This is a genomic window from Leclercia sp. UBA5958 (assembly GCF_002430365.1).
In the GTDB taxonomy this organism is placed as follows: Bacteria; Pseudomonadota; Gammaproteobacteria; order Enterobacterales; family Enterobacteriaceae; genus Enterobacter; species Enterobacter pneumoniae.
Window position 1 is genome coordinate 439,624 of sequence record NZ_DJCE01000012.1, and the last position, 24,766, is coordinate 464,389.

The window sequence follows — 24,766 nt, forward strand, 5'->3', positions numbered from 1 at the left end:
TAAAACAAGCAACAACAAGCGGCGATTAAGCCAGTTTGTTGATCTGCGCGGTCAGGTTTGCTTTATGACGCGCTGCTTTGTTTTTGTGGATCAGACCTTTAGCAGCCTGACGATCCACGATTGGTTGCATTTCGTTAAATGCTTTCAGTGCAGCAGCTTTGTCGCCTGCTTCGATAGCTGCGTATACTTTCTTGATGAAAGTACGCATCATAGAGCGACGGCTTGCATTGTGCTTACGAGCCTTTTCAGACTGAACGGCACGTTTCTTAGCTGATTTGATATTAGCCAAGGTCCAACTCCCAAATATGATCTATGTGGACAATTCAAAGGCCGAGGAATATGACCTCTTAGCCTTCTTTTGTCAATGGATTTGTGCAAATAAGCGCCGTTAGTGTGACAACGCTCGTTACGTAGTGATGGCGCAGGATTCTACCAGCTTGTGAGGGCTGAATACAGCTTTTCGGCACAAAAAACGTCTAACGCAGGCAGATTTTTTCGCTTTGAAAGGCAAGCGTGATGAAATCATTACGGCTTTCTCTTTTACGGCGACAATCGCCGGTTAACCTTAATCGCTGTACAAGGTATACTCGGGCGATTTTCACTGTTTTGAGCCAGTCATGAAGCTGATACGCGGCATACATAATCTCAGTCAGGCCCCGCACGGGTGTGTGCTGACTATTGGTAATTTCGACGGCGTGCATCGTGGGCATCAGGCGCTGTTGCAAGGATTACGCGAAGAGGGGCGGGCGCGTGGCCTGCCGGTAGTGGTCATGATATTTGAACCACAACCGCTGGAGCTGTTTGCCAGCGAAAAAGCCCCTGCGCGTCTGACTCGCCTGCGCGAGAAATTGCGCTATCTGGCGCAATGCGGCGTCGACTACGTGCTGTGCGTGCGTTTTGACAGACGTTTTGCCGCACTGACGGCGCAAAATTTTGTTGGCGACCTGTTGGTGAAGCGACTTGGCGTACAGTTTCTCGCCGTGGGTGATGATTTCCGCTTTGGCGCTGGTCGTCAGGGGGATTTCTTGCTATTACAGAAGGCTGGCCTCGAGTACGGCTTTGACGTGACCAGCACGCAAACTTTCTGTGAAGGCGGAGTGCGCGTCAGCAGCACGGCTGTGCGGCAAGCGCTGGCGGAAGATAAACTCGACGCGGCAGAGAACCTGCTAGGGCGTCCGTTTACTATTTCGGGACGCGTCGTGCATGGTGATGAGCTGGGCCGCACCATTGGTTTTCCGACGGCGAACTTACCGCTGCGTCGTCAGGTCTCCCCGGTAAAAGGGGTCTATGCGGTAGAAGTGACAGGACTGGGCGATAAGCCCTTGCCGGGCGTGGCCAATATTGGCACCCGTCCGACAGTTGCTGGCGTACGTCAGCAACTGGAAGTGCATCTGCTGGACGTTGTAATGGACCTCTACGGTCGCCATATAGATGTAATCCTGCGTAAAAAAATACGCAATGAGCAGCGATTTGCTTCGCTTGATGAGTTGAAAGCGCAAATCGCGAGAGATGAGTTAACGGCCCGGGAATTTTTTGGGCTTTCAAACCCGGCGTAACGCCTGAGTGATAAATACGGAACCGAGAATCTGATGAGTGACTATAAATCAACCCTGAATTTGCCGGAAACAGGGTTCCCAATGCGCGGCGATCTCGCCAAGCGCGAACCGGGAATGCTGGCGCGTTGGACCGATGATGACCTGTACGGCATCATCCGTGCAGCCAAGAAAGGCAAAAAAACCTTCATTCTGCATGATGGCCCTCCATATGCGAATGGCAGCATTCATATTGGTCACTCTGTAAACAAGATTCTGAAAGACATTATCGTGAAGTCCAAAGGACTTGCGGGATATGACTCGCCTTATGTTCCGGGCTGGGACTGCCATGGTCTGCCAATCGAGCTGAAAGTAGAGCAGGAATACGGCAAACCGGGTGAGAAGTTCACCGCGGCCGAGTTCCGTGCAAAATGCCGCGAATACGCAGCACAGCAGGTTGATGGTCAGCGTAAAGACTTTATCCGTCTGGGCGTGCTGGGCGACTGGTCGCACCCGTACCTGACCATGGATTTCAAAACCGAAGCCAACATCATCCGTGCGCTGGGCAAAATCATCGGTAACGGCCACCTGCATAAAGGCGCGAAGCCGGTGCACTGGTGCGTGGACTGCCGTTCTGCGCTGGCAGAAGCGGAAGTTGAGTATTACGACAAAACCTCGCCATCTATCGACGTTGCTTTCGAAGCGGTCGATCAGGATGCCATCAAAGGTAAATTCGGTCTGCCTGGCGTAAATGGCCCGATCTCTCTGGTGATCTGGACCACCACCCCGTGGACCCTGCCAGCCAACCGTGCAATCTCCCTCTCCAGCGAGTTTGAATACGCGCTGGTGCAGATTGAAGGCCGCGCGGTTATCCTGGCGAAAGATCTGGTCGAGAGCGTACTGAAACGCGCGAACATCACCGACTACAGCATTCTGGGCACCGTCAAAGGTGACGCCCTGGAGCTGATGCGCTTTAAACACCCGTTCCTGGACTTCGACGTTCCGGCCATCCTGGGTGACCACGTGACGCTGGACGCGGGTACCGGTGCGGTTCACACCGCCGGTGGCCACGGTCCTGACGACTACAACATCAGCCTGAAATACGGTCTGGAAATCGCGAACCCAGTGGGTCCGGACGGCTCTTACCTGCCAGGCACTTACCCGGCGCTGGACGGTATCAACGTCTTTAAAGCGAATGACATTATCGTCAACATGCTGCGCGACAGCGGCGCGCTGCTGCACGTTGAGAAAATGCAGCACAGCTATCCGTGCTGCTGGCGTCACAAATCACCGATCATTTTCCGTGCGACCCCGCAGTGGTTCATCAGCATGGATCAGAAAGGTCTGCGCGCGCAGTCGCTGAAAGAGATCAAAGGCGTGCAGTGGATCCCGGACTGGGGCCAGGCGCGTATCGAATCTATGGTGGCTAACCGTCCTGACTGGTGTATCTCCCGTCAGCGTACCTGGGGCGTGCCGATGTCTCTGTTCGTCCATAAAGAGACGCAAGAGCTGCATCCGAACTCGCTGGAGCTGATGGAAGAAGTGGCGAAGCGCGTCGAAGTTGACGGCATTCAGGCGTGGTGGGATCTCGACGCCCGCGACATCCTGGGCGCGGACGCAGACAACTACGAGAAAGTGCCAGACACTCTGGACGTGTGGTTTGACTCCGGTTCTACCCACTCTTCCGTCGTGGATGTGCGCCCTGAGTTTGCCGGTCACGCCGCCGATATGTATCTGGAAGGGTCTGACCAACACCGCGGCTGGTTCATGTCATCGCTGATGATCTCCACCGCCATGAAAGGTAAAGCGCCATACCGTCAGGTACTGACCCACGGTTTCACCGTCGATGGTCAGGGCCGTAAGATGTCCAAATCTATCGGCAACACCGTCTCTCCGCAGGACGTGATGAACAAACTGGGCGCGGACATTCTGCGTCTGTGGGTTGCCTCTACCGACTACACCGGCGAAATGGCCGTTTCTGATGAAATCCTGAAACGTGCCGCCGACAGCTATCGTCGTATCCGTAACACCGCGCGCTTCCTGCTGGCGAACCTTAACGGGTTTGATCCGGCAAAAGACATGGTGAAACCGGAAGAGATGGTTGTGCTGGACCGTTGGGCGGTAGGCTGTGCCAAAGCGGCGCAGGAAGACATCGTAAAAGCTTACGAGTCTTACGACTTCCACGAAGTGGTGCAGCGCCTGATGCGCTTCTGCTCCATCGAAATGGGCTCGTTCTACCTCGACATCATCAAAGACCGTCAGTACACCGCGAAAGCGGACAGCGTGGCGCGTCGTAGCTGCCAGACCGCGCTCTACCACATTGCAGAAGCGCTGGTACGCTGGATGGCACCGATCATGTCCTTCACCGCAGATGAAATCTGGGGCTACCTGCCGGGCGATCGCGAGAAGTATGTCTTCACCGGTGAGTGGTATGAAGGTCTGTTTGATCTCTCCAGCACTGAAGCGATGAACCATACTTACTGGGACGCGCTGCTGAAAGTGCGTGGCGAAGTGAACAAGGTGATTGAGCAGGCGCGTGCTGACAAGAAAGTTGGCGGTTCACTGGAAGCGGCAGTCACCCTGTACGCGGAACCTGAGCTGGCGGCAAAACTGACGGCGCTGGGCGATGAATTGCGATTTGTCCTGTTGACCTCCGGTGCGAAAGTTGCGGATTATGCTGACGCTTCTGCTGATGCTCAGCAGAGTGAACTGCTCAAAGGACTGAAAGTCGCGCTGAGCAAAGCCGACGGTGAGAAGTGCCCGCGCTGCTGGCACTACACCACCGATGTTGGCCAGGTGGCGGAACACGCAGATATCTGCGGACGCTGTGTCAGCAACGTCGCCGGTGATGGCGAAAAACGTAAGTTTGCCTGATGAGTAAATCTCTGAGTTCAACGGGACTGCGTTGGCTGTGGCTGGTCGTGGTCGTGCTGATTATCGATTTGGGTAGCAAGTTCCTGATCCTCCAGAATTTCGCTCTGGGGGATACGGTCCCGCTGTTCCCGTCTCTTAATCTGCATTATGCGCGCAACTACGGTGCGGCTTTTAGCTTCCTCGCCGACAGCGGCGGCTGGCAGCGCTGGTTCTTTGCGGGTATCGCTTTCGGTATCTGTGTGGTGCTGGCAGTGCTGATGTACCGCGCTAAGGCGACGCAGAAGCTTAACAATATCGCTTACGCGCTGATCATTGGCGGCGCGCTGGGCAACCTGTTTGACCGTCTGTGGCACGGCTTTGTGGTCGATATGATCGACTTCTATGTCGGCAACTGGCACTTCGCCACCTTTAACCTGGCCGATAGCGCAATTTGCGTAGGCGCGGTGTTAATCGTGCTGGAAGGCTTTTTGCCGAAACCGGCCGCAAAAGAGCAGGCGTAACATACTCGCCCGGTGGTGTAGCGTCACCGGGCAAAACCAGCGAGCAACTTGCATGTCTAAATCCGTACAGAGCAACAGCGCGATCCTCGTTCACTTCACCCTGAAACTTGATGACGGTTCCACGGCTGAGTCTACCCGCAATAATGGTAAGCCTGCGCTGTTTCGTCTTGGTGATACCTCGCTTTCTGAAGGCCTGGAGCAGCAGCTTCTGGGGTTGAAAGAGGGTGAGACAAAAGCCTTTTCTCTGGAGCCGGACGCGGCATTTGGCGTGCCGACCCCGGACCTGATCCAGTATTTCTCGCGCCGTGAATTTATGGATGCGGGTGAACCTGAGATTGGGGCAATTATGCTCTTTACCGCAATGGATGGCAGCGAAATGCCTGGCGTGATCCGCGAAATTAACGGTGACTCTATTACCGTCGATTTCAACCATCCCCTTGCCGGGCGTACGGTCCATTTTGATATCGAAGTGCTGGAGATCGATCCGGCACTGGAGGCCTGAAATGCAGATCCTGTTGGCTAACCCGCGCGGTTTCTGCGCCGGTGTAGACCGCGCTATCAGCATTGTTGAAAATGCGCTGGAAATTTACGGCGCCCCTATTTACGTGCGTCATGAAGTGGTGCATAACCGCTACGTGGTCGACAGCCTGCGCGAGCGCGGCGCCATTTTCATTGAACAGCTCAGTGAAGTGCCGGACGGGGCGATCCTCATATTCTCCGCCCACGGCGTCTCCCAGGCGGTACGTAACGAGGCGAAAAGCCGCGATCTGACTGTGTTTGATGCCACCTGTCCGCTGGTGACAAAAGTACATATGGAAGTCGCGCGTGCCAGCCGTCGTGGTGAAGAATCTATTCTGATTGGTCACGCAGGCCACCCGGAAGTCGAAGGCACGATGGGCCAGTACAGTAACCCGGAAGGGGGGATGTATCTGGTTGAGTCGCCGGAAGATGTAATAACGCTGAACGTGAAAAACGAAGCGAAGCTGTCGTTTATGACCCAGACCACGCTCTCCGTTGATGACACCTCTGATGTAATCGACGCATTGCGTCAGCGCTTCCCGAAAATCGTCGGGCCGCGTAAAGACGACATCTGCTACGCCACCACCAATCGTCAGGAAGCCGTGCGTGCGCTGGCTGAACAGGCGGATGTGGTGCTGGTGGTCGGATCGAAAAACTCCTCAAACTCCAATCGCCTGGCCGAGCTGGCCCAGCGTATGGGGAAAGCGGCGTTTCTGATCGACGACGCTACGGATATTCAGGAAGCGTGGGTGAAAAACGCAGCCTGCGTTGGCGTAACGGCCGGAGCTTCCGCGCCGGATATCCTGGTGCAGAACGTCATTTCCCGTCTGCAGGTACTGGGCGGCGGCGAGGCGGTACCGCTGGAAGGGCGCGAAGAGAACATTGTCTTCGAAGTCCCCAAAGAGCTGCGAATCGACGCACGAGAAGTGGAGTAATCCTTCCAAAGCCAGCAATTCATTGCTGGCTTTTTTGTTTTACCGCCCAGTGCGGTAAATCATGTCTTTTACTGATAGTTCCTGCTGTTTATCATTAAATTCTAATTATCGACGTTTTCAGATGGCGGCTTCGGCGGAGGCTGGTTAATCTGAAAACGATTTACATCATTTTAACGTAAGAGAATAACTATGCATGATGCACAGGTCCGTGTCGCAATCGCGGGCGCAGGCGGCCGTATGGGCCGTCAGTTGATTCAGGCTACGCTCCAGATGGATGGCGTTGCGCTGGGTGCCGCACTGGAGCGCGAAGGCTCTTCTCTGCTGGGGGCTGATGCCGGTGAACTGGCAGGAACCGCGAAAACTGGCGTCACCGTTCAGAGCAGCCTTGAGGCGGTAAAAGAGGATTTCGATGTCTTCATCGACTTCACTCGTCCGGAGGGCACACTGCATCACCTGGCGTTTTGCCGTCAGCACGGCAAGGGAATGGTCATTGGGACTACCGGGTTTGATGACGCGGGTAAGCAGGCCATTCAGGACGCGTCTGGAGAGATCGCTATCGTTTTTGCGGCCAACTTCAGCGTCGGCGTCAATGTGATGCTCAAGCTGCTGGAGAAGGCGGCAAAAGTCATGGGTGATTACACCGATATCGAAATTATCGAAGCGCATCACCGTTACAAAGTGGATGCCCCATCCGGGACAGCGCTGGCAATGGGCGAAGCCATTGCTCAGGCCATGGATAAAGATCTGAAGTCCTGCGCGGTGTACTCTCGTGAAGGACATACTGGCGAGCGTGTGCCAGGTACTATCGGTTTTGCTACCGTTCGCGCAGGCGACATTGTAGGCGAGCATACTGCTATGTTTGCCGATATCGGCGAGCGCGTAGAGATTACCCATAAGGCTTCGAGTCGTATGACATTCGCCAACGGGGCGATTCGTTCGGGTTTGTGGTTAAAAGATAAGGAAAAAGGTCTTTTTGATATGAGAGATGTACTCGATCTCAACAATTTATGATGATTATTACCCTTCGTGATGTGGTTATGGCAGTCATAAGCACTTGATTGCACGGGGCAATATTTTATTGCCCCTTTATTTTAGGTGTTATGCCCAGTTATTTATTTGAGGCTGTTATTATTAATAATTATCTGCGTATTTATCGTTGCGTTTTTGTAAAATTTGACCATCTGGTCCATTTTTAGACCCTCCTCATTGAAAATTGTTGGTTAAACCGCTCCGCAAGCGATTTCCTGTGTGATTTATTTGATCTTTTCAGCGCTTAAAACCTCTCTTCGCCACCAGTGACGCAAAACAACAAATAAAATACGCGTTTTAAGTTGACTTTCCCCCCCGAAATCTCCAGAATGCCGCCGTTTGCCGAAAATCCACAGGCAACAAATTTGCATTGATCCGCAACATGGTTGTGAATTAATATGCAGATAAAGTGAGTGAATATTCTCTGGAGGGTGTTTTGATTAAGTCAGCGCTATTGGTTCTGGAAGACGGAACCCAGTTTATCGGTCGGGCCATAGGGGCAACAGGTTCGGCGGTTGGGGAAGTCGTTTTCAATACTTCAATGACCGGTTATCAAGAAATCCTCACTGATCCTTCCTATTCCCGCCAAATCGTCACCCTTACTTATCCCCATATCGGCAATGTCGGCACCAATGCCGCCGATGAAGAATCTTCCCAGGTACATGCACAAGGCCTCGTCATTCGTGACCTGCCGCTGATTGCCAGCAACTACCGCAACACTGAAGACCTCTCTTCATACCTGAAGCGCCATAACATTGTGGCAATCGCCGATATCGATACCCGTAAGCTGACCCGGATTCTGCGCGAAAAAGGCGCACAGAACGGCTGCATTATCGCAGGGGACAACCTCGATGCGGCGCTGGCGCTGGAAAAAGCAAAAGCCTTCCCCGGCCTCAACGGCATGGACCTGGCGAAAGAAGTGACTACCGCAGAAGCTTATAGCTGGACGCAGGGTAGCTGGACGCTGGCTGGCGACCTGCCAGAAGCCAAAAAAGAGAGTGAACTGCCTTTCCACGTGGTGGCCTACGATTACGGCGCCAAGCGCAATATCCTGCGCATGCTGGTGGATCGCGGCTGTCGCCTGACGGTTGTTCCGGCGAAAACCCCGGCTGATGAAGTCTTGAAAATGAACCCGGACGGCATCTTCCTCTCAAACGGTCCCGGTGACCCGGCGCCGTGCGATTACGCTATCGACGCGATCAAAGCTTTCCTCGAAACCGATATCCCGGTCTTCGGCATCTGCCTGGGCCATCAGCTCCTGGCGCTGGCGAGCGGTGCCAAAACCGTGAAGATGAAGTTCGGGCACCACGGTGGTAACCACCCGGTAAAAGATATCGACAACAACACGGTGATGATTACCGCTCAGAACCACGGCTTTGCCGTCGATGAAGCTTCTATGCCTGCGAACCTGCGTGTGACGCACAAATCGCTGTTCGATGGCACCTTGCAGGGTATTCATCGCACCGATAAGCCCGCGTTCAGCTTCCAGGGACATCCGGAAGCCAGCCCTGGCCCGCACGATGCCGCACCGCTGTTCGATCACTTTATCGAACTCATCGAGCAATACCGTAAGACCGCTAAATAATCAGGAGCCGAGAAGACCATGCCAAAACGTACAGACATAAAAAGCATCCTGATCCTTGGCGCTGGCCCGATTGTTATCGGTCAGGCCTGTGAATTCGACTACTCCGGTGCGCAGGCGTGTAAAGCCCTGCGTGAAGAGGGTTACCGCGTTATCCTGGTGAACTCCAACCCGGCCACCATCATGACCGACCCGGAAATGGCCGATGCGACTTACATCGAGCCGATTCACTGGGAAGTCGTACGCAAAATTATTGAGAAAGAGCGCCCGGACGCGGTTCTGCCAACCATGGGCGGCCAGACCGCGCTGAACTGTGCGCTGGAGCTGGAGCGTCAGGGCGTACTGGAAGAGTTCGGCGTAACCATGATTGGCGCCACCGCCGATGCGATTGATAAAGCGGAAGATCGCCGTCGCTTCGACGTTGCCATGAAGAAAATCGGCCTCGATACTGCGCGTTCCGGTATTGCGCACAATATGGAAGAGGCGCTGGCCGTCGCGGCTGATGTGGGTTATCCGTGCATTATCCGTCCTTCCTTTACCATGGGCGGCACTGGCGGCGGTATCGCTTACAACCGGGAAGAGTTTGAAGAGATTTGTGCGCGTGGCCTGGATCTCTCTCCAACCAACGAACTGCTGATTGACGAATCGTTGATTGGCTGGAAAGAGTACGAGATGGAGGTGGTGCGTGATAAAAACGACAACTGCATCATCGTCTGCTCTATCGAAAACTTCGATGCGATGGGCATCCACACCGGTGACTCCATCACCGTGGCCCCGGCCCAGACCCTGACCGACAAAGAGTACCAAATCATGCGTAACGCCTCGATGGCGGTACTGCGTGAGATTGGCGTAGAAACCGGCGGCTCTAACGTCCAGTTCTCGGTCAACCCGAAAAACGGTCGTCTGATTGTTATTGAAATGAACCCGCGTGTTTCCCGTTCCTCTGCGCTGGCCTCTAAGGCCACCGGCTTCCCGATTGCGAAAGTGGCGGCGAAACTGGCGGTAGGTTACACCCTCGACGAGCTGATGAATGACATCACCGGCGGCCGCACGCCAGCGTCTTTCGAACCCTCTATCGACTACGTTGTGACCAAAATCCCACGCTTCAACTTCGAGAAATTTGCCGGCGCGAACGACCGTCTGACTACCCAGATGAAATCTGTCGGTGAAGTGATGGCGATTGGCCGCACCCAGCAGGAATCCCTGCAGAAAGCGCTGCGTGGCCTCGAAGTGGGCGCCACCGGCTTTGACCCGAAAGTGAGCCTGGATGATCCGGAAGCGCTGACCAAAATTCGCCGCGAGCTGAAAGACGCGGGCGCTGAGCGTATCTGGTACATCGCCGATGCCTTCCGTGCTGGCCTCTCCGTTGACGGCGTGTTCAACCTGACCAACATTGACCGCTGGTTCCTGGTGCAGATTGAAGAGCTGGTGCGTCTGGAAGAGAAAGTGGCAGAGCTGGGCATTAACGGCCTGGACGCCGACTTCCTGCGCGTCCTGAAGCGTAAAGGCTTCGCCGATGCGCGTCTGGCTAAGCTGGCTGGCGTGCGCGAAGCGGAAATCCGCAAGCTGCGCGACCAGTATGACCTGCACCCGGTCTACAAGCGCGTGGATACCTGCGCGGCGGAATTCTCCACCGACACCGCCTACATGTACTCCACCTATGAAGATGAGTGCGAAGCGAATCCGTCTGTCGACCGCGACAAAATCATGGTACTGGGCGGCGGTCCTAACCGTATCGGCCAGGGCATTGAGTTTGACTACTGCTGCGTCCACGCCTCGCTGGCTCTGCGCGAAGACGGTTACGAGACCATCATGGTCAACTGTAACCCGGAAACTGTCTCGACCGACTACGACACCTCTGACCGCCTCTACTTCGAGCCGGTTACCCTGGAAGACGTGCTGGAAATCGTGCGCATCGAGAAGCCGAAGGGCGTCATCGTGCAGTACGGCGGCCAGACCCCGCTGAAGCTGGCGCGCGCGCTGGAAGCAGCAGGCGTACCGGTTATCGGCACCAGCCCGGATGCGATTGACCGCGCCGAAGACCGCGAGCGTTTCCAGCAGGCGGTTGACCGTCTGAAGTTGAAGCAGCCGGCGAACGCCACCGTGACCGCGATTGAAATGGCGGTGGAGAAGGCGAAAGAGATTGGTTACCCACTGGTGGTGCGTCCATCCTACGTACTGGGCGGCCGCGCGATGGAGATCGTCTACGACGAAGCCGACTTGCGCCGTTACTTCCAGACGGCGGTGAGCGTCTCTAACGATGCGCCGGTTCTGCTCGACCGCTTCCTGGATGACGCGGTAGAGGTCGATGTGGATGCTATCTGCGATGGCGAAATGGTGCTGATTGGCGGCATCATGGAGCACATCGAGCAGGCGGGCGTGCACTCCGGTGACTCCGCCTGTTCTCTGCCAGCCTACACCCTGAGCCAGGAAATTCAGGACGTGATGCGTCAGCAGGTGCAGAAGCTGGCCTTTGAGCTGCAGGTTCGCGGCCTGATGAACGTCCAGTTCGCGGTGAAAGACAACGAAGTTTACCTGATTGAGGTGAACCCGCGTGCGGCACGTACAGTACCGTTCGTCTCTAAAGCCACCGGTGTACCGCTGGCGAAAGTAGCGGCGCGCGTGATGGCCGGTCAGACGCTGGCGCAGCAGGGCGTGACCAAAGAGATCATCCCGCCGTACTACTCGGTGAAAGAAGTGGTGCTGCCGTTCAATAAATTCCCGGGCGTTGACCCGCTGTTAGGGCCTGAAATGCGCTCTACCGGGGAAGTGATGGGCGTGGGCCGCACCTTCGCGGAAGCGTTCGCCAAAGCACAGCTGGGCAGCAACTCCACCATGAAGAAACAGGGTCGTGCGTTGCTCTCCGTACGCGAAGGCGACAAAGAGCGTGTGGTCGACCTGGCCGCTAAGCTGCTGAAGTACGGCTTCGAGCTGGATGCAACTCACGGTACGGCGATTGTACTGGGTGAAGCGGGCATCAACCCACGTCTGGTGAACAAGGTGCATGAAGGTCGTCCGCACATTCAGGACCGTATCAAGAATGGCGAATATACCTACATCATCAACACCACTGCGGGCCGTCAGGCGATTGAAGACTCCAAGCTGATTCGCCGCAGTGCGCTGCAGTATAAAGTGCATTATGACACCACGCTCAATGGCGGTTTCGCCACCGCGATGGCGCTGAATGCAGACGCTACAGAGAAGGTGATTTCAGTGCAGGAAATGCACGCGCAAATCGCGAAGTAAGCATCAGAATGCTCTTAAAACCCGCTTCGGCGGGTTTTTTATTGCCTTTACGACCAATATTGGCGGTTGCGCTTACAGAATAGTGGCCGCATGGTTAGCGCACTCATCTTAAAAGGAGTTTCTTGTGAATCGTACAATTGCGCTGATCTCGCTGGTGGCGTTGCTCTCTGGATGCGCGGATTTCGCCTCCTCTGTTACCAATACCATCGATAGCATGGGTATGACACCCGACTATGCTAAAGGGTTGAAAGAGGATCTGGAGGGACAGAAAAAGCTCACGACACCTGAGGTGAAGGTGGCGGACAACGTGCCGGAAGGCAAGCTGGTGGAGAAGTACGACAATGGCAGCAAAAAGTTTGAAACCGTGGTCAAAAACCGCTGCTTTGATGAGTACATCGATGTCTACTATCCCAATGGCGTGTTAAGAAGCCATACGCCGCTGGTCAATTGCAAAGCCAACGGGGTTTCTCAGGGCTACACCCAGGACGGCAAACTGCATTCGACCATCACCTTTAAAGAGAGTGAGGCTAACGGAGAGGCGAAGACCTACGATGCCAACGGCAAAGTGGTGAAGACGGTGATCTATAAAGAGGGTCTGCCGGTAAAAAGCTAAGAGTGTTCTGTATTTACCCCTGCAGGCGGAATATTCCACTATAGTATTACGCTAAACGACACGTCTTGACTGACCCAGGGAGAATACAATGAACAACAAACTGCTGATGACCTCCATTTTTGCTGCCGCTGCTCTGTTTACCGTTGCCGGCTGCTCTTCTAACCAGTCAGTAAAAACGACTGACGGTAAAACTATTGTCACCGACGGCAAACCGCAGGTGGATGATGATACGGGTCTGGTTTCTTACAAAAATGCTGAAACCGGGCAGACAGAGCAGATTAACCGCGATCAGGTAAAATCAATGGGCGAACTGGATAACTAGTTCAGATTTACCCATTTAGCTCGTCAATATTATTCACTATTAGCCTGTTAGATTACTGACTACACTCTTTCCTTAAAAGAGAGCAGTAAATCAGCAGGCTAATACATGATCTTAATTATTTATGCTCACCCTTATCCGCAGCACTCGCATGCGAATAAGCGGATGCTGGAGCAGGTAAGGAATCTCGACGGCGTAGAAGTACGCTCGCTCTATCAACTCTATCCCGATTTCAATATCGATATCGCCGCCGAACAGGAAGCGCTGTCTCGTGCCGATCTCATCGTCTGGCAACATCCTATGCAGTGGTACAGCACGCCACCTCTGTTAAAACTCTGGATCGATAAAGTCTTCTCGCACGGCTGGGCGTATGGTCACAACGGTCAAGCGCTGCAGGGCAAAAGTCTGCTCTGGGCGGTGACCACCGGCGGGGGGGAGAGCCACTTCGATATCGGCGATTTCCCGGGCTTTGATGTGCTGGCGCAGCCACTTCAGGCGACCGCGCTCTATTGTGGATTACATTGGCTCCCGCCTTTCGCGATGCACTGCACCTTCGTTTGCGACGATGAAACGCTGCAAGCGCAGGCGCGTCACTATAAACAACGTTTACTCGACTGGCAGGAGAAGCACCATGGATAGCCATACGCTGATTCAGGCGCTGATCTATTTAGGCGCGGCGGCACTGATCGTGCCGGTTGCTGTACGGCTGGGGCTGGGATCGGTTCTCGGTTATCTCATCGCTGGCTGTGTCATTGGCCCCTGGGGATTGCGCTTAGTAACAGATGCCGAGTCGATCCTGCATTTTGCGGAAATCGGCGTGGTGCTGATGCTGTTTGTTATCGGTCTGGAGCTGGATCCGCGTCGTTTATGGACGCTACGGGCATCGGTATTTGGCGGCGGGGCGCTACAGATGATTGCCTGCGGCCTGCTGCTGGGTGGGTTCTGTATGCTGCTGGGTATGGAGTGGAAAGTGGCAGAGTTGATCGGCATGACGCTGGCGCTCTCCTCTACCGCCATTGCTATGCAGGCGATGAACGAACGTAATCTGACTGTTTCGCAAATGGGGCGCAGCACGTTCTCGGTGCTGCTGTTCCAGGATATTGCCGCCATTCCTTTGGTTGCAATGATCCCCCTCCTGGCAGCCTCTGGTGCCTCGACAACGCTGGGGGCGTTTGCGCTCTCGGCACTGAAAGTCGCGGGCGCGCTGGCGCTGGTGATCCTGCTGGGACGCTATGTTACCCGGCCGTTGCTGCGCTTTGTCGCGCGCTCTGGCCTGCGTGAAGTCTTCAGCGCCGTGGCATTGTTCCTGGTCTTTGGCTTCGGTTTGCTGCTGGAAGAGGCCGGATTATCGATGGCGATGGGGGCATTCCTGGCCGGAGTACTGCTGGCCAGCTCGGAATATCGTCATGCGCTGGAAAGCGATATTGAGCCATTTAAAGGCTTGTTGCTTGGGCTGTTCTTTATTGGCGTTGGGATGTCGGTCGACTTTGGTACGCTGGTGACGCATCCGCTGCGGATCCTGGTGCTACTGGTCGGTTTCCTGGTCATCAAGATGGCGGTGTTATGGCTGATTGCCCGTCCGCTGAACGTGCCTAATCAACAGCGTCGCTGGTTTGCCGTATTGCTGGGGCAGGGGAGTGAATTTGCCTTCGTGGTTTTTGGCGCGGCGCAGATGGCGAACGTACTGGATCCTGAATGGGCAAAAGCCTTAACCCTGGCGGTGGCGCTCTCGATGGCGGTTACGCCACTCTTGCTGGTGCTCTTAACTCGCCTGGAAAATGCGGGCAGCGGCCACGAGCGTGAGGCTGATGAGATTGATGAAGAACAACCTCGCGTGATTATCGCCGGGTTTGGCCGCTTTGGTCAGATTACTGGCCGCTTACTGCTGTCGAGCGGCGTAAAGATGGTCATACTTGATCACGATCCGGACCATATCGAAACGCTGCGTAAATTTGATATGAAGGTGTTCTATGGCGATGCCACCCGGGTCGATCTGCTGGAGTCGGCGGGTGCCAGTAAGGCTGAGGTGCTGATCAACGCCATCGACGATCCTGAAACCAGCCTGCAGCTGGCGAAGCTGGCGCAGGAACATTTCCCACACCTGAAGATCATCTCTCGTGCGCGCGATGTGGATCATTACATCCAGCTACGGCAGGCCGGTGTTGAAGCTCCCGAGCGTGAAACCTTCGAAGGGGCGCTGAAATCAGGGCGTCTGGCGCTGGAAAAGCTGGGGCTGGGTGCCTACGAGGCGCGGGAGCGTGCCGATCTGTTCCGCCGCTTTAACATTGAGATGGTGGAAGAGATGGCCGCAATGACCGAAAGTGACGCGTCGTCGCGTGCCGCGGTCGTCAAACGTACCAGCGCGATGCTGACCGAAATCATCAGCGAAGATCGTAATCATCTCTCACTGATTCAGCGTCATGGATGGCAAGGGACCGAAGAGGGTAAGCATACGGGCAACCCTGCGGATGAGCCAGAGAGTAAACCTATGACCTGAAGAGGCCTCGACAGCAATATTTAAATATTTCCGCTTCTTTACTCTGCCGCCCGTCGACGAAAGATTAAGCTTTACGTATAGTGGCGGCAATTTTTATATCCGGGAAATTTTTCAATGATCAGTCTGATTGCAGCGCTGGCGGTAGATCGCGTTATCGGTATGGAAAACGCCATGCCATGGAACCTGCCTGCCGATCTCGCATGGTTTAAACGTACGACGCTGAACAAGCCAGTAGTGATGGGCCGCCTGACCTGGGAGTCAATTGGTCGCCCTTTACCTGGCCGTAAGAACATTGTCATCAGTAGCCAGCCAGGCACCGATGATCGCGTTGAGTGGGTTAAATCTGTCGATGAAGCTATCGCCGCCTGTGGCGACGCGGAAGAAATTATGGTGATTGGCGGCGGCCGTGTTTACGAGCAGTTCCTGCCAAAAGCCCAGAAACTCTACCTGACCCATATCGATGCGGAAGTGGAAGGCGATACCCATTTCCCGGATTACGATCCGGATGAATGGGAGTCGGTCTTCAGTGAGTTTCACGATGCGGACGCACAAAACTCGCACAGCTACTGCTTTGAGATCCTTGAGCGTCGCTAACTGCGTTACGCACCTCTTTTTGACGAGAGGTGCGTACTTTTCTTAAGAGGCTACCGCCTCGTCGTCGCCTAAATCCGGCTGACGATTCGATGGTTGAATAAACCAGGCTTTATCTTCCCAGCGCAAGCAGGTGAGGTCACCTCCCCAGCAACAGCCGGTATCCAGAGCATAAATGCCCTCTGGCGTGCCTTTCCCCTCCAGTGATGCCCAGTGACCAAAGGCCACGCTATAGCTTTCCGTCACCGGCCCGGGGATAGCAAACCAGGGTTTGAGCGGCGCAGGCGCACTTTCGGGAACATCCTTGCAGTACATATCCAGCTGACCGTTCGGGAAGCAGTAACGCATGCGGGTAAAGGCGTTGGAGATAAACCGCAGGCGTGCCAGACCGCTCAGCTCAAGGCTCCAGTTATTCGGCATGTCGCCGTACATGGCATCGAGGAAGAAGGGGTAAGAGTCGCTGGTCAGCACCGCTTCTACATCACGCGCGCACTCTTTAGCGGTTTGCAGATCCCACTGCGGCGTAATCCCCGCGTGGGCCATCACCAGCTTCTTCTCTTCATCGATTTGCAGCAGCGGCTGACGGCGTAACCAGTTGATGAGTTCATCGGCATCCGGCGCATCCAGCAGCGGAGTGATACGATCTTTTGGCTTGTTACGGCTGATGCCGGCATAGACCGCCAGCAGATGGAGATCGTGGTTGCCCAGCACGACGCGAACGCTATCGCCGAGTGATTTAACGTAGCGTAACACTTCCAGCGAGCCTGGGCCGCGCGCGACCAGATCGCCCGTCAGCCACAGCGTGTCTTTGCCCGGTGTAAACTCCACCTGCTTTAACAACGCGATCAGTTCATCGTAGCAACCGTGAACGTCGCCAATAAGGTATGTAGACATGTTTTAGTGAATGAGTGTTGGGACAGCCAGACGGAAAACAGGAATGGCAATACGGAAGGTATTGCCGTCGGCATCGACCATTTCGTAATGGCCCTGCATGGTGCCCAGCGGCGTTTCGATGACCGCACCGCTGGTGTATTGATACTCTTCGCCAGGGGCGATATGCGGTTGTTCACCAACGACGCCTTCCCCCTGGACCTCGATTTCACGGCCGTTGCCATTGGTGATCAGCCAGTAGCGCCCAAGCAGTTGCACAGGCGTTCGCCCCAGGTTACGGATGGTGACGGTATAGGCAAAGACATAACGCTCTTCATCCGGCGTGGATTGCGATTCGATATAGAGACTTTGCACCTGAACACATACGCGGGGCGAATCAATCATGGCTTAGCTCTCCTTCGGCGGCGTATTTTCGCTGATGTAATTAGCCAGCTTGCAGTACTGCTCGACAGAAATATTTTCCGCACGCATTGCCGGATCGATGCCCAGCTCAGATAACACCTCAACGGTAAACGAGTTACTCAGGCTGTTGCGGATCGTTTTCCGGCGCTGATTAAAGGCTTCCGTCGTAATGCGGCTCAGTACGCGCAGATCTTTTACTGGATAAGGCATCTTGGTATGAGGAACCAGACGCACCACCGCAGAGTCCACCTTTGGCGGTGGCGTAAAGGCCGTCGGCGGCACTTCAAGTACCGGGATGACGTTGCAATAATATTGCGCCATTACACTCAGTCGACCATACGCTTTACTGTTCGGCCCTGCAACCAGTCGATTCACCACCTCTTTCTGCAACATAAAGTGCATGTCGGCGATGGCATCAGTATAGCTAAACAGGTGGAACATCAGCGGCGTCGAGATGTTGTACGGCAGGTTACCAAACACGCGCAGCGGCTGGCCCATTTTCTCTGACAATTCGCCAAAGTTCATGGTCATCGCATCCTGCTGATAGATAGTCAGCTTCGGCCCGAGGAAGGGGTGTGTTTGCAGGCGCGCCGCCAGATCGCGGTCCAGCTCGATAACCGTCAGCGCGTCGAGACGCTCACCGACCGGTTCAGTCAACGCAGCAAGACCTGGGCCGATCTCGACCATCGCCTGGCCTTTCTGTGGATTGATAGCCGAAACAATACTTTCGATCACAAACTGATCGTTGAGGAAGTTTTGCCCGAAACGTTTACGGGCTAAGTGGCCCTGATGGACGCGATTATTCATTGAGTATTAACAATCATTTTGATGGCGAGATTAAGCGCCGTAATAAAACTGCCGACATCTGCCTGGCCCAGGCCTGCTAAATCAAGTGCAGTACCGTGGTCAACGGACGTTCGAATAAAGGGTAAACCGAGGGTGATGTTCACGCCGCGGCCAAATCCCTGGTATTTTAGCACGGGAAGGCCCTGATCGTGGTACATCGCCAGCACGGCATCGGCATTCTCAAGATATTTGGGCTGGAAAAGGGTATCGGCAGGCAGTGGCCCGCTGAGATTCATCCCTTTCGCACGCATCTCGTTGAGGACCGGGATAATGGTGTCGATCTCTTCTGTACCCATGTGCCCGCCTTCCCCGGCATGGGGATTCAGGCCGCAGACCAGTACGTGCGGTTGCTCAATACCGAATTTAGTCTGCAAATCGTGATGCAGAATCCCGATAATTTCCCGCAAAAGTGCCGGGGTAATGGCATCAGGAATCGCCTTAATGGGCAGGTGGGTGGTGACTAGCGCCACGCGCATCTCTTCAGTGGCCAACATCATCACCACTTTCGGGCTATGCGAGCGCTCTTCAAAGAATTCGGTATGCCCTGTAAAGGCAATACCTGCGTCGTTGATCACCCCCTTGTGCACCGGACCGGTAATCAGCGCCGCAAATTCGCCGTTCAGACAGCCATCGCAGGCACGCGCCAGGGTCTCTACCACGTAGTGACCATTTTCGGTGCTGAGCTGACCGGGAATCACGGGTGTCCGCAGCGGGACATTGAGCAGGGTTAAGGTCCCCGCTTGCTGTGGAACCGGCTGCAGGGCGGCATCATAGGGGAGGAGAGATAAAGGCAGACCGAGCTGTGCCGCCCGGTCTTGTAACAGTGTGGCGTCAGCACAGATGACCAGCTCTACCGGCCAACTGCGTTGCGCGAGCTGGACAACGAGGTCCGGACCAATCCCGGCGGGCTCGCCGGGAGTGATGACAACACGGTGGTGTTTCATTAGTTGCTCAATACTTTCACGTAAGCGCTGGCGCGTTGCTCCTGCATCCAGGTCGCCGCTTCTTCCGAGAATTTACGATTGAACAGCATGCGATACGCGCGATCTTTCTGCGCCGCATCGGTCTTATCTACGCTGCGGGTATCCATCAGTTCGATCAGGTGCCAGCCAAAGGTGGAGTGAACCGGCGCGCTCATCTGGCCCTTGTTCAGCTTCATCAGCGCATCACGGAAGGCCGGATCGTAGATATCGGCTGCCGCCCAGCCCAGATCGCCGCCCTGGTTAGCAGAGCCTGGATCCTGAGAGAACTCTTTTGCCGCATTGGCGAAAGAGGTTTTTCCGCTACGAATATCTGCCGCAATCTGCTCCAGCTTCACGCGTGCCTGATCGTCGTTCATGATCGGTGATGGCTTCAGCAAGATATGACGGGCATGCACTTCCGTGACAGAGATGCTCTGGCTCTGGCCGCGCAGGTCGTTCACTTTCAGGATGTGGAAGCCAACGCCCGAGCGGATCGGACCAATGACGTCACCTTTCTTCGCGGTGCTCAAAGCCTGAGCGAAGATAGACGGCAGCTCCTGGATACGGCCCCAACCCATCTGGCCGCCTTTCAGCGCCTGCTGGTCGGCAGAGTAAGTGATTGCCAGTTTGCCAAAATCACCGCCGTTTTTCGCCTGATCGACGATGGAACGCGCCTGGTTTTCCGCATCAGCAACCTGATCGGAGGAAGGATTTTCCGGCAGTGGGATCAAAATGTGGCTCAGGTTCAGCTCTGTACTGGCATCGTTCTGGTTACCCACCTGTTTCGCCAACTGATCCACTTCCTGAGGCAGGATGGTGACACGACGACGGACTTCGTTGTTACGCACCTCAGAAATCAGCATCTCTTTGCGAATCTGATTACGATAGGTTGAGTAGCTAATACCGTCATAGGCCAGACGGCTGCGCATCTGATCTGCAGACATGTTGTTCTGTTTAGCGATGTTCGCGATCGCCTGATCGAGCTGTTCGTCAGAGATCTTCACACCCATTTTTTGACCCATCTGCAGAACGATCTGATCCATGATCAGGCGTTCAAGGATCTGATGACGCAGCGTGGCATCATCCGGAAGTTGCTGACCTGCCTGACCCGCGTTGAGCTTCACAGACTGCATTAAACCATCAACGTCGCTCTCAAGTACTACACCGTTGTTCACAACGGCTGCGACTTTATCGACAACCTGTGGGGCCGCGAAGCTGGTATTCGCAACCATGGCGATACCGAGCAGCAGCGTTTTCCAGTTCTTCATACTTTTTCCATTTCAATTAACCGCAAATGCGGATTACGTTGTCATTCAAGTACATCACAGAGAATTTTGGTACGGCAGAATGTTAGAACGCAGCATCTGCTGAGTACCCAGGCCGTAATTCGAACTCAGGCCACGCAGTTCGATGTTAAAGCCGATAACTTTATCGTATTCGCTCTGCTGGCGAGTGCTATCCCAGCCGTTCAGCTTACGTTCGTAGCCGACAGTGATAGCGTAGCAGCAGGAGTTATACTGCAGCCCCACCATCTGATCGGCCGGCTTGCTGGTGTTGGTGTCAAAGTAGTACGCACCCACGACGGACCAGCGATCGGCGATCGGCCAGCTTGCTGTGCCACCCACCTGCGAAATGCCCTCTTTGTACTGCTGCGCCGTGGCGAAGTTCGGCAATGTCGCCTGGATATATTCCGGGCTGGCATAACGGTAGCTCAACTGCACCAGACGGTCTTCATCACGACGATACTCGATGGAGCCGCTGCCGGTGGAGACGTTGTTCAGACGGGTATCGTACTGTACGCCGCCGCGCAGGCCCCAACGATCGGTCATGCGCCAGTAAGTATCTCCGGCCCAGACCAGGGAGCCCGTTTTGTTGTCTTCTTCCCAGTTGATATCGTCATCACCGGTACGTGACTCGGTGAAATAGTAGATTTGACCAACAGAAACGTTAAAACGTTCAACCTGAGCATCATCAAAGATGCGGGTTGTTACCCCGGTCGTCAGCTGGTTAGCAGAAGCAATGCGGTCCAGACCGCCGTAGGTACGGTCACGGAACAGGCCGCTGTAGTCAGACTGCAGGAAGGACGAGTCGTAGTTCTGGATGTTGCTCTGATCGCGATAGGGGACGTAAAGATACTGCATACGCGGCTCAAGCGTCTGGGTGTAGCCGTTCGCCAGGTTCATGTCGCGTTCAAGAATCAGCTTACCGTCCATCTTAAATTGCGGAAGGGTACGGTTAACAGAATCTTTCAGATCGGTGCCATAACGATTGTTATACCAGTCCAGGTTCTCCTGCTGATAGTGGGTTGCCATCAGCTTGGCTTCGGTATCCAGGCTCGCCCAGTTATTCGACCACGGCAGGTTGATAGTCGGTTCAATGTGCACACGCGTGGATTCTGGCATATCGTCATTGGTGTTAACGAAGTGCACCGCCTGCGCATAAACGCGGGTATCGAACGGACCGACATCATTTTGATACCAGTTAACATCAAGCTGTGGCTCGGCAGCATAGGTGCTGCGGGTCTGGTTGCTGAAGACCTGGAACTGCTTGGTAGAGACCGTCGCGTTGAAGTTTTGTACCGCATAGCCGGCGCTGAAAATCTGCGTCGCGTAGCCATCGGTACTGGAACCGTATTTGGAATCGAAATCGTTAAAGTAGTTCGAGTCGCTGACCTTGGTGTAGTTGACGTTAAAACGCCACACCTGATCCATTACCCCGGAGTGTTGCCAGTAGTACAACCAGCGATGGCGATCGCCTTCGGTAGGATGCTCATCTTCATAGACTTTATCTGAAGGCAGATAATCCAGCTCCATGACACCCGCGCCCGCCTGCGACAGATAGCGGAACTCATTCTCCCACATGATATTGCCGCGCTTATGGATATAGTGCGGCGTAATCGTGGCATCCATGTTCGGCGCGATGTTCCAGTAGTACGGCAGGTAAAACTCGAAGTAGTTACTGGTGCTGTATTTCGCATTCGGGATCAGGAAACCTGAACGGCGCTTATCGCCAACCGGCAGCTGCAGGTAAGGGCTGTAGAAGATCGGCACCGGGCCGAGCTTAAAGCGGGCGTTCCAGATCTCTGCAACTTGCTCTTCGCGGTCATGGATCACTTCGCTTCCCACGACGCTCCAGGTATTAGAGCCGGGCAGACAGGAGGTGAAGGTGCCGTTTTCCAGAATGGTATAGCGGTTTTCACCGCGCTGTTTCATCAGATCGGCGTTACCGCGACCCTGACGACCCACCATCTGGTAATCGCCTTCCCAGACGTTGGTATCTTTGGTATTAAGATTTGCCCAACCTTTCGGACCTTTCAGAATGACCTGATTATCGTCATAGTGCACATTACCCAGCGCATCAACAGTTCGCACCGGTTCGGCGGCACCGTCAGGCTGCTTTTGATGAAGCTGAACCTCATCGGCCTGCAGACGGCTATTACCCTGTGCAATATCGACATTGCCGTGGAAAACGGCATTGTCAGGGTAATTACCTTTTGCGTTATCCGCAGTGATGGTGACCGGTAAGTCGTTCGTATCACCCTGAACCAACGGGCGATTATAGCTGGGAACACCCAGCATACATTGCGAGGCGAGATCGGCTGCCAGTCCCTGTTGAGTATAGAGGGCAGTACCAATCATTGTGGCCAGAAGGGTGGGGATACGTTTTTTCATACGTTTTATTTGTTGTTCCGTCATCAGTGGCTATACGCTGGCAAACGGTCAGAGACTATCTTACTCATCATCGCAGTGCCAGCGTTAATCCTGCCCGTTTGCGAGCCGTGGTGATAGGCTCGCTATTGAATGACGAGTATGATAATGCAAATTATAGGCGATGTCCTTCAATTGACCGTGGCGAGACCACAGGAATGAGGGCATTGCACAGGATCAGATCCATCACCATTTGGGGAGTATATGCAGTATTGGGGAAAAATTATCGGCGTGGCGTTCGCATTAATGATGGGCGCAGGCTTCTGGGGCATCATTCTGGGGCTGATTATCGGCCATATGTTTGATAAAGCTCGCAGTCGTAAGATGGCCTGGTTCGCCAATCAGCAACAGCGTCAGGCTCTCTTTTTTGCGACGACCTTCGAAGTGATGGGGCATCTGACTAAATCAAAAGGGCGCGTGACGGAGGCGGACATTCACGTCGCCAGCCAGTTTATGGACCGAATGAACCTGCACGGGGATTCGCGTGCGGCGGCGCAACATGCATTTCGCGTAGGTAAGGCGGATAACTATCCCCTGCGCGAAAAGATGCGTCAGTTCCGTAGCGTCTGTTTCGGTCGTTTTGATTTGATTCGTATGTTCCTTGAGATCCAGATTCAGGCAGCCTTTGCCGATGGTTCGCTTCATCCGAACGAACGCGACGTGCTGTATGTCATTGCGGAAGAGCTCGGTATCTCACGAATGCAGTTTGACCAGTTCCTGCGCATGATGCAGGGCGGAGCGCAGTTCGGTGGCGGTTACCAACAGCAGCAATCTTCTGGCGGCGGCTGGCAGCAGGCGCAACGTGGCCCGACGCTGGAAGATGCCTGTAACGTGCTGGGCGTGAAGCCAACGGACGATGGCCCAACCATTAAGCGCGCCTATCGTCGACTGATGAGCGAACATCATCCGGATAAGCTGGTGGCGAAGGGGTTACCGCCAGAAATGATGGAGATGGCGAAGCAGAAAGCGCAGGAGATTCAGAAAGCGTATGAGCTCATAAAAGAGCAGAAAGGCTTTAAATAAGATACGCCCGGTATAGCCGGGCGTTATTTTAGAAGTCGACCGGGGCTTTAAAGGTCATCGCATTCCCGAAAGCGGGATGGGTGATGGTCAGCATCCGGGCATGCAGCTGCAGGCGAGGCGCCAGCGCGCGCGCCTCCGGTGGCGCATAGAAGCGATCCCCAAGAATCGGATGCCCCAATGCCAGCATATGCACGCGCAGCTGGTGTGAGCGGCCGGTAATCGGTTTTAGCAGGACCCGTGCCGTATTATCCGGCGCGTACTCCAGCACTTCATACTCAGTCTGCGCCGGTTTGCCTGTCTCATAGCAGACCATCTGCTTCGGACGGTTAGGCCAGTCGCAAATCAGGGGCAGATCCACCAGACCTTCGGCTTTTTCCGGGTGCCCCCAGACGCGGGCAACATATTCTTTTTTGGGCTCACGCTCGCGGAACTGGCGTTTAAGCTCCCGCTCCGCCGCTTTGGTCAGCGCCACCACAATCACGCCGCTGGTGGCCATATCCAGACGATGAACCGACTCTGCCAGCGGATAATCGCGCTGAATGCGCGTCATCACGCTGTCTTTGTGTTCATCCAGACGGCCCGGTACGGATAACAGACCGCTCGGCTTGTTGACCACCATGATATGTTCATCCTGATACAGGATAACCAGCCAGGGATCCTGCGGCGGATTGTAGGGCTCCATTTGCATGCTGCGCTCC

22 protein-coding genes and 1 pseudogene are annotated in these 24,766 nt (G+C 54.8%); 15 read left to right on the top strand and 8 right to left on the bottom strand.

Annotation, left to right across the window (positions count from 1 at the left end):
* Positions 1 to 25: 25 nt before the first annotated feature.
* On the bottom strand, positions 26 to 289 hold the full coding sequence (gene rpsT, locus B2Q93_RS20435; protein ID WP_001518655.1) for a 30S ribosomal protein S20: 264 nt from the start codon (positions 287 to 289) through the stop codon (positions 26 to 28).
* 150 nt (positions 290 to 439) lie between these two features.
* Here rpsT and B2Q93_RS20440 point away from each other — a divergent pair.
* The 14 genes and pseudogenes from B2Q93_RS20440 to folA all read left to right on the top strand — a co-directional run bounded on the left by B2Q93_RS20440 (position 440) and on the right by folA (position 16,240).
* Positions 440 to 610, top strand: a pseudogene (locus B2Q93_RS20440) (DUF2575 domain-containing protein).
* Between the two features lie 7 nt (positions 611 to 617).
* The gene (gene ribF, locus B2Q93_RS20445) at positions 618 to 1,556 is read left to right on the top strand and encodes a bifunctional riboflavin kinase/FAD synthetase (RefSeq protein WP_046885018.1); all 939 of its coding nucleotides are present in this window, start codon (positions 618 to 620) and stop codon (positions 1,554 to 1,556) included.
* A 33-nt stretch (positions 1,557 to 1,589) separates the two neighbouring features.
* Entirely contained in the window at positions 1,590 to 4,406 is a 2,817-nt protein-coding gene (gene ileS / locus B2Q93_RS20450; protein ID WP_212477258.1) for an isoleucine--tRNA ligase, read from the top strand.
* Positions 4,406 to 4,906: a signal peptidase II gene (gene lspA / locus B2Q93_RS20455; protein WP_046885016.1), complete on the top strand. Its 501-nt coding sequence runs from the start codon at positions 4,406 to 4,408 to the stop codon at positions 4,904 to 4,906. Before ileS ends, lspA begins: the two co-directional genes overlap by 1 nt.
* Positions 4,907 to 4,958: 52 nt before the next feature.
* A complete protein-coding gene (fkpB, locus tag B2Q93_RS20460) occupies positions 4,959 to 5,408 on the top strand; it encodes an FKBP-type peptidyl-prolyl cis-trans isomerase (RefSeq protein ID WP_040077225.1) in 450 nt (149 codons plus the stop codon).
* Between the two features lies 1 nt (position 5,409).
* Entirely contained in the window at positions 5,410 to 6,360 is a 951-nt protein-coding gene (gene ispH / locus B2Q93_RS20465; protein WP_286934318.1) for a 4-hydroxy-3-methylbut-2-enyl diphosphate reductase, read from the top strand.
* A 189-nt stretch (positions 6,361 to 6,549) separates the two neighbouring features.
* On the top strand, positions 6,550 to 7,371 hold the full coding sequence (gene dapB, locus B2Q93_RS20470) for a 4-hydroxy-tetrahydrodipicolinate reductase (RefSeq protein ID WP_286934321.1): 822 nt from the start codon (positions 6,550 to 6,552) through the stop codon (positions 7,369 to 7,371).
* 454 nt (positions 7,372 to 7,825) lie between these two features.
* Positions 7,826 to 8,974: a glutamine-hydrolyzing carbamoyl-phosphate synthase small subunit gene (gene carA / locus B2Q93_RS20475; RefSeq protein ID WP_040077221.1), complete on the top strand. Its 1,149-nt coding sequence runs from the start codon at positions 7,826 to 7,828 to the stop codon at positions 8,972 to 8,974.
* Positions 8,975 to 8,992: 18 nt separating this feature from the next.
* On the top strand, positions 8,993 to 12,217 hold the full coding sequence (gene carB / locus B2Q93_RS20480) for a carbamoyl-phosphate synthase large subunit (RefSeq protein ID WP_040077219.1): 3,225 nt from the start codon (positions 8,993 to 8,995) through the stop codon (positions 12,215 to 12,217).
* Between the two features lie 124 nt (positions 12,218 to 12,341).
* Positions 12,342 to 12,830, top strand: a complete 489-nt coding sequence (locus B2Q93_RS20485) for a toxin-antitoxin system YwqK family antitoxin (protein ID WP_233801930.1) — start codon at positions 12,342 to 12,344, stop codon at positions 12,828 to 12,830.
* Positions 12,831 to 12,918: 88 nt separating this feature from the next.
* Entirely contained in the window at positions 12,919 to 13,152 is a 234-nt protein-coding gene (locus tag B2Q93_RS20490; RefSeq protein WP_046885013.1) for a YgdI/YgdR family lipoprotein, read from the top strand.
* A gap of 105 nt (positions 13,153 to 13,257) precedes the next feature.
* A complete protein-coding gene (gene kefF, locus B2Q93_RS20495) occupies positions 13,258 to 13,788 on the top strand; it encodes a glutathione-regulated potassium-efflux system oxidoreductase KefF (RefSeq protein ID WP_207292976.1) in 531 nt (176 codons plus the stop codon).
* Entirely contained in the window at positions 13,781 to 15,646 is a 1,866-nt protein-coding gene (gene kefC, locus B2Q93_RS20500) for a glutathione-regulated potassium-efflux system protein KefC (protein ID WP_207292977.1), read from the top strand. Before kefF ends, kefC begins: the two co-directional genes overlap by 8 nt.
* A gap of 114 nt (positions 15,647 to 15,760) precedes the next feature.
* Positions 15,761 to 16,240: a type 3 dihydrofolate reductase gene (gene folA / locus B2Q93_RS20505; protein ID WP_006173915.1), complete on the top strand. Its 480-nt coding sequence runs from the start codon at positions 15,761 to 15,763 to the stop codon at positions 16,238 to 16,240.
* Between the two features lie 42 nt (positions 16,241 to 16,282).
* Here the strand turns inward: folA and apaH are convergent, their stop codons facing one another.
* The 6 genes from apaH to lptD are packed head-to-tail and all read right to left on the bottom strand — an operon-like array spanning position 16,283 to position 23,009.
* Positions 16,283 to 17,131, bottom strand: coding sequence for a bis(5'-nucleosyl)-tetraphosphatase (symmetrical) ApaH (gene apaH, locus B2Q93_RS20510; protein ID WP_046885010.1), 849 nt, complete (start codon positions 17,129 to 17,131; stop codon positions 16,283 to 16,285).
* Positions 17,132 to 17,134: 3 nt separating this feature from the next.
* On the bottom strand, positions 17,135 to 17,512 hold the full coding sequence (gene apaG / locus B2Q93_RS20515; RefSeq protein ID WP_040077213.1) for a Co2+/Mg2+ efflux protein ApaG: 378 nt from the start codon (positions 17,510 to 17,512) through the stop codon (positions 17,135 to 17,137).
* Positions 17,513 to 17,515: 3 nt separating this feature from the next.
* Positions 17,516 to 18,337 (bottom strand): 16S rRNA (adenine(1518)-N(6)/adenine(1519)-N(6))-dimethyltransferase RsmA, encoded by an 822-nt coding sequence (rsmA, locus tag B2Q93_RS20520; protein ID WP_286934326.1) that lies wholly within the window; start codon positions 18,335 to 18,337, stop codon positions 17,516 to 17,518.
* A complete protein-coding gene (gene pdxA, locus B2Q93_RS20525) occupies positions 18,334 to 19,320 on the bottom strand; it encodes a 4-hydroxythreonine-4-phosphate dehydrogenase PdxA (RefSeq protein ID WP_286934328.1) in 987 nt (328 codons plus the stop codon). The genes rsmA and pdxA overlap by 4 nt, the downstream gene beginning before the upstream one ends.
* On the bottom strand, positions 19,320 to 20,606 hold the full coding sequence (gene surA, locus B2Q93_RS20530; RefSeq protein WP_040077208.1) for a peptidylprolyl isomerase SurA: 1,287 nt from the start codon (positions 20,604 to 20,606) through the stop codon (positions 19,320 to 19,322). Before surA ends, pdxA begins: the two co-directional genes overlap by 1 nt.
* 54 nt (positions 20,607 to 20,660) lie before the next feature.
* Positions 20,661 to 23,009, bottom strand: a complete 2,349-nt coding sequence (gene lptD, locus B2Q93_RS20535) for an LPS assembly protein LptD (RefSeq protein WP_286934331.1) — start codon at positions 23,007 to 23,009, stop codon at positions 20,661 to 20,663.
* Between the two features lie 240 nt (positions 23,010 to 23,249).
* Here lptD and djlA point away from each other — a divergent pair, with 240 nt between their 5' ends.
* Positions 23,250 to 24,068 carry a co-chaperone DjlA gene (gene djlA / locus B2Q93_RS20540; RefSeq protein ID WP_040077205.1) on the top strand — a complete coding sequence of 273 codons (819 nt, stop codon included), beginning with the start codon at positions 23,250 to 23,252 and terminating at the stop codon, positions 24,066 to 24,068.
* A gap of 28 nt (positions 24,069 to 24,096) precedes the next feature.
* On the opposite strand, the gene rluA is transcribed toward djlA, so the two are convergent.
* Positions 24,097 to 24,756, bottom strand: a complete 660-nt coding sequence (rluA, locus tag B2Q93_RS20545) for a bifunctional tRNA pseudouridine(32) synthase/23S rRNA pseudouridine(746) synthase RluA (protein WP_040077204.1) — start codon at positions 24,754 to 24,756, stop codon at positions 24,097 to 24,099.
* Positions 24,757 to 24,766: the final 10 nt, after the last annotated feature.

Bases quoted from the DNA above. Each gene is read 5' to 3' on its own strand.
- fkpB (WP_040077225.1), top strand. From the start codon at position 4,959: ATGTCTAAATCCGTACAGAGCAACAGCGCGATCCTCGTTCACTTCACC.
- surA (WP_040077208.1), bottom strand. From the start codon at position 20,606: ATGAAGAACTGGAAAACGCTGCTGCTCGGTATCGCCATGGTTGCGAAT.
- ispH (WP_286934318.1), top strand. From the start codon at position 5,410: ATGCAGATCCTGTTGGCTAACCCGCGCGGTTTCTGCGCCGGTGTAGAC.
- folA (WP_006173915.1), top strand. From the start codon at position 15,761: ATGATCAGTCTGATTGCAGCGCTGGCGGTAGATCGCGTTATCGGTATG.
- lspA (WP_046885016.1), top strand. From the start codon at position 4,406: ATGAGTAAATCTCTGAGTTCAACGGGACTGCGTTGGCTGTGGCTGGTC.
- dapB (WP_286934321.1), top strand. From the start codon at position 6,550: ATGCATGATGCACAGGTCCGTGTCGCAATCGCGGGCGCAGGCGGCCGT.
- B2Q93_RS20490 (WP_046885013.1), top strand. From the start codon at position 12,919: ATGAACAACAAACTGCTGATGACCTCCATTTTTGCTGCCGCTGCTCTG.
- apaH (WP_046885010.1), bottom strand. From the start codon at position 17,131: ATGTCTACATACCTTATTGGCGACGTTCACGGTTGCTACGATGAACTG.
- ileS (WP_212477258.1), top strand. From the start codon at position 1,590: ATGAGTGACTATAAATCAACCCTGAATTTGCCGGAAACAGGGTTCCCA.
- carB (WP_040077219.1), top strand. From the start codon at position 8,993: ATGCCAAAACGTACAGACATAAAAAGCATCCTGATCCTTGGCGCTGGC.
- apaG (WP_040077213.1), bottom strand. From the start codon at position 17,512: ATGATTGATTCGCCCCGCGTATGTGTTCAGGTGCAAAGTCTCTATATC.
- kefC (WP_207292977.1), top strand. From the start codon at position 13,781: ATGGATAGCCATACGCTGATTCAGGCGCTGATCTATTTAGGCGCGGCG.
- ribF (WP_046885018.1), top strand. From the start codon at position 618: ATGAAGCTGATACGCGGCATACATAATCTCAGTCAGGCCCCGCACGGG.
- rluA (WP_040077204.1), bottom strand. From the start codon at position 24,756: ATGCAAATGGAGCCCTACAATCCGCCGCAGGATCCCTGGCTGGTTATC.
- kefF (WP_207292976.1), top strand. From the start codon at position 13,258: ATGATCTTAATTATTTATGCTCACCCTTATCCGCAGCACTCGCATGCG.
- djlA (WP_040077205.1), top strand. From the start codon at position 23,250: ATGCAGTATTGGGGAAAAATTATCGGCGTGGCGTTCGCATTAATGATG.
- pdxA (WP_286934328.1), bottom strand. From the start codon at position 19,320: ATGAAACACCACCGTGTTGTCATCACTCCCGGCGAGCCCGCCGGGATT.
- rsmA (WP_286934326.1), bottom strand. From the start codon at position 18,337: ATGAATAATCGCGTCCATCAGGGCCACTTAGCCCGTAAACGTTTCGGG.
- lptD (WP_286934331.1), bottom strand. From the start codon at position 23,009: ATGAAAAAACGTATCCCCACCCTTCTGGCCACAATGATTGGTACTGCC.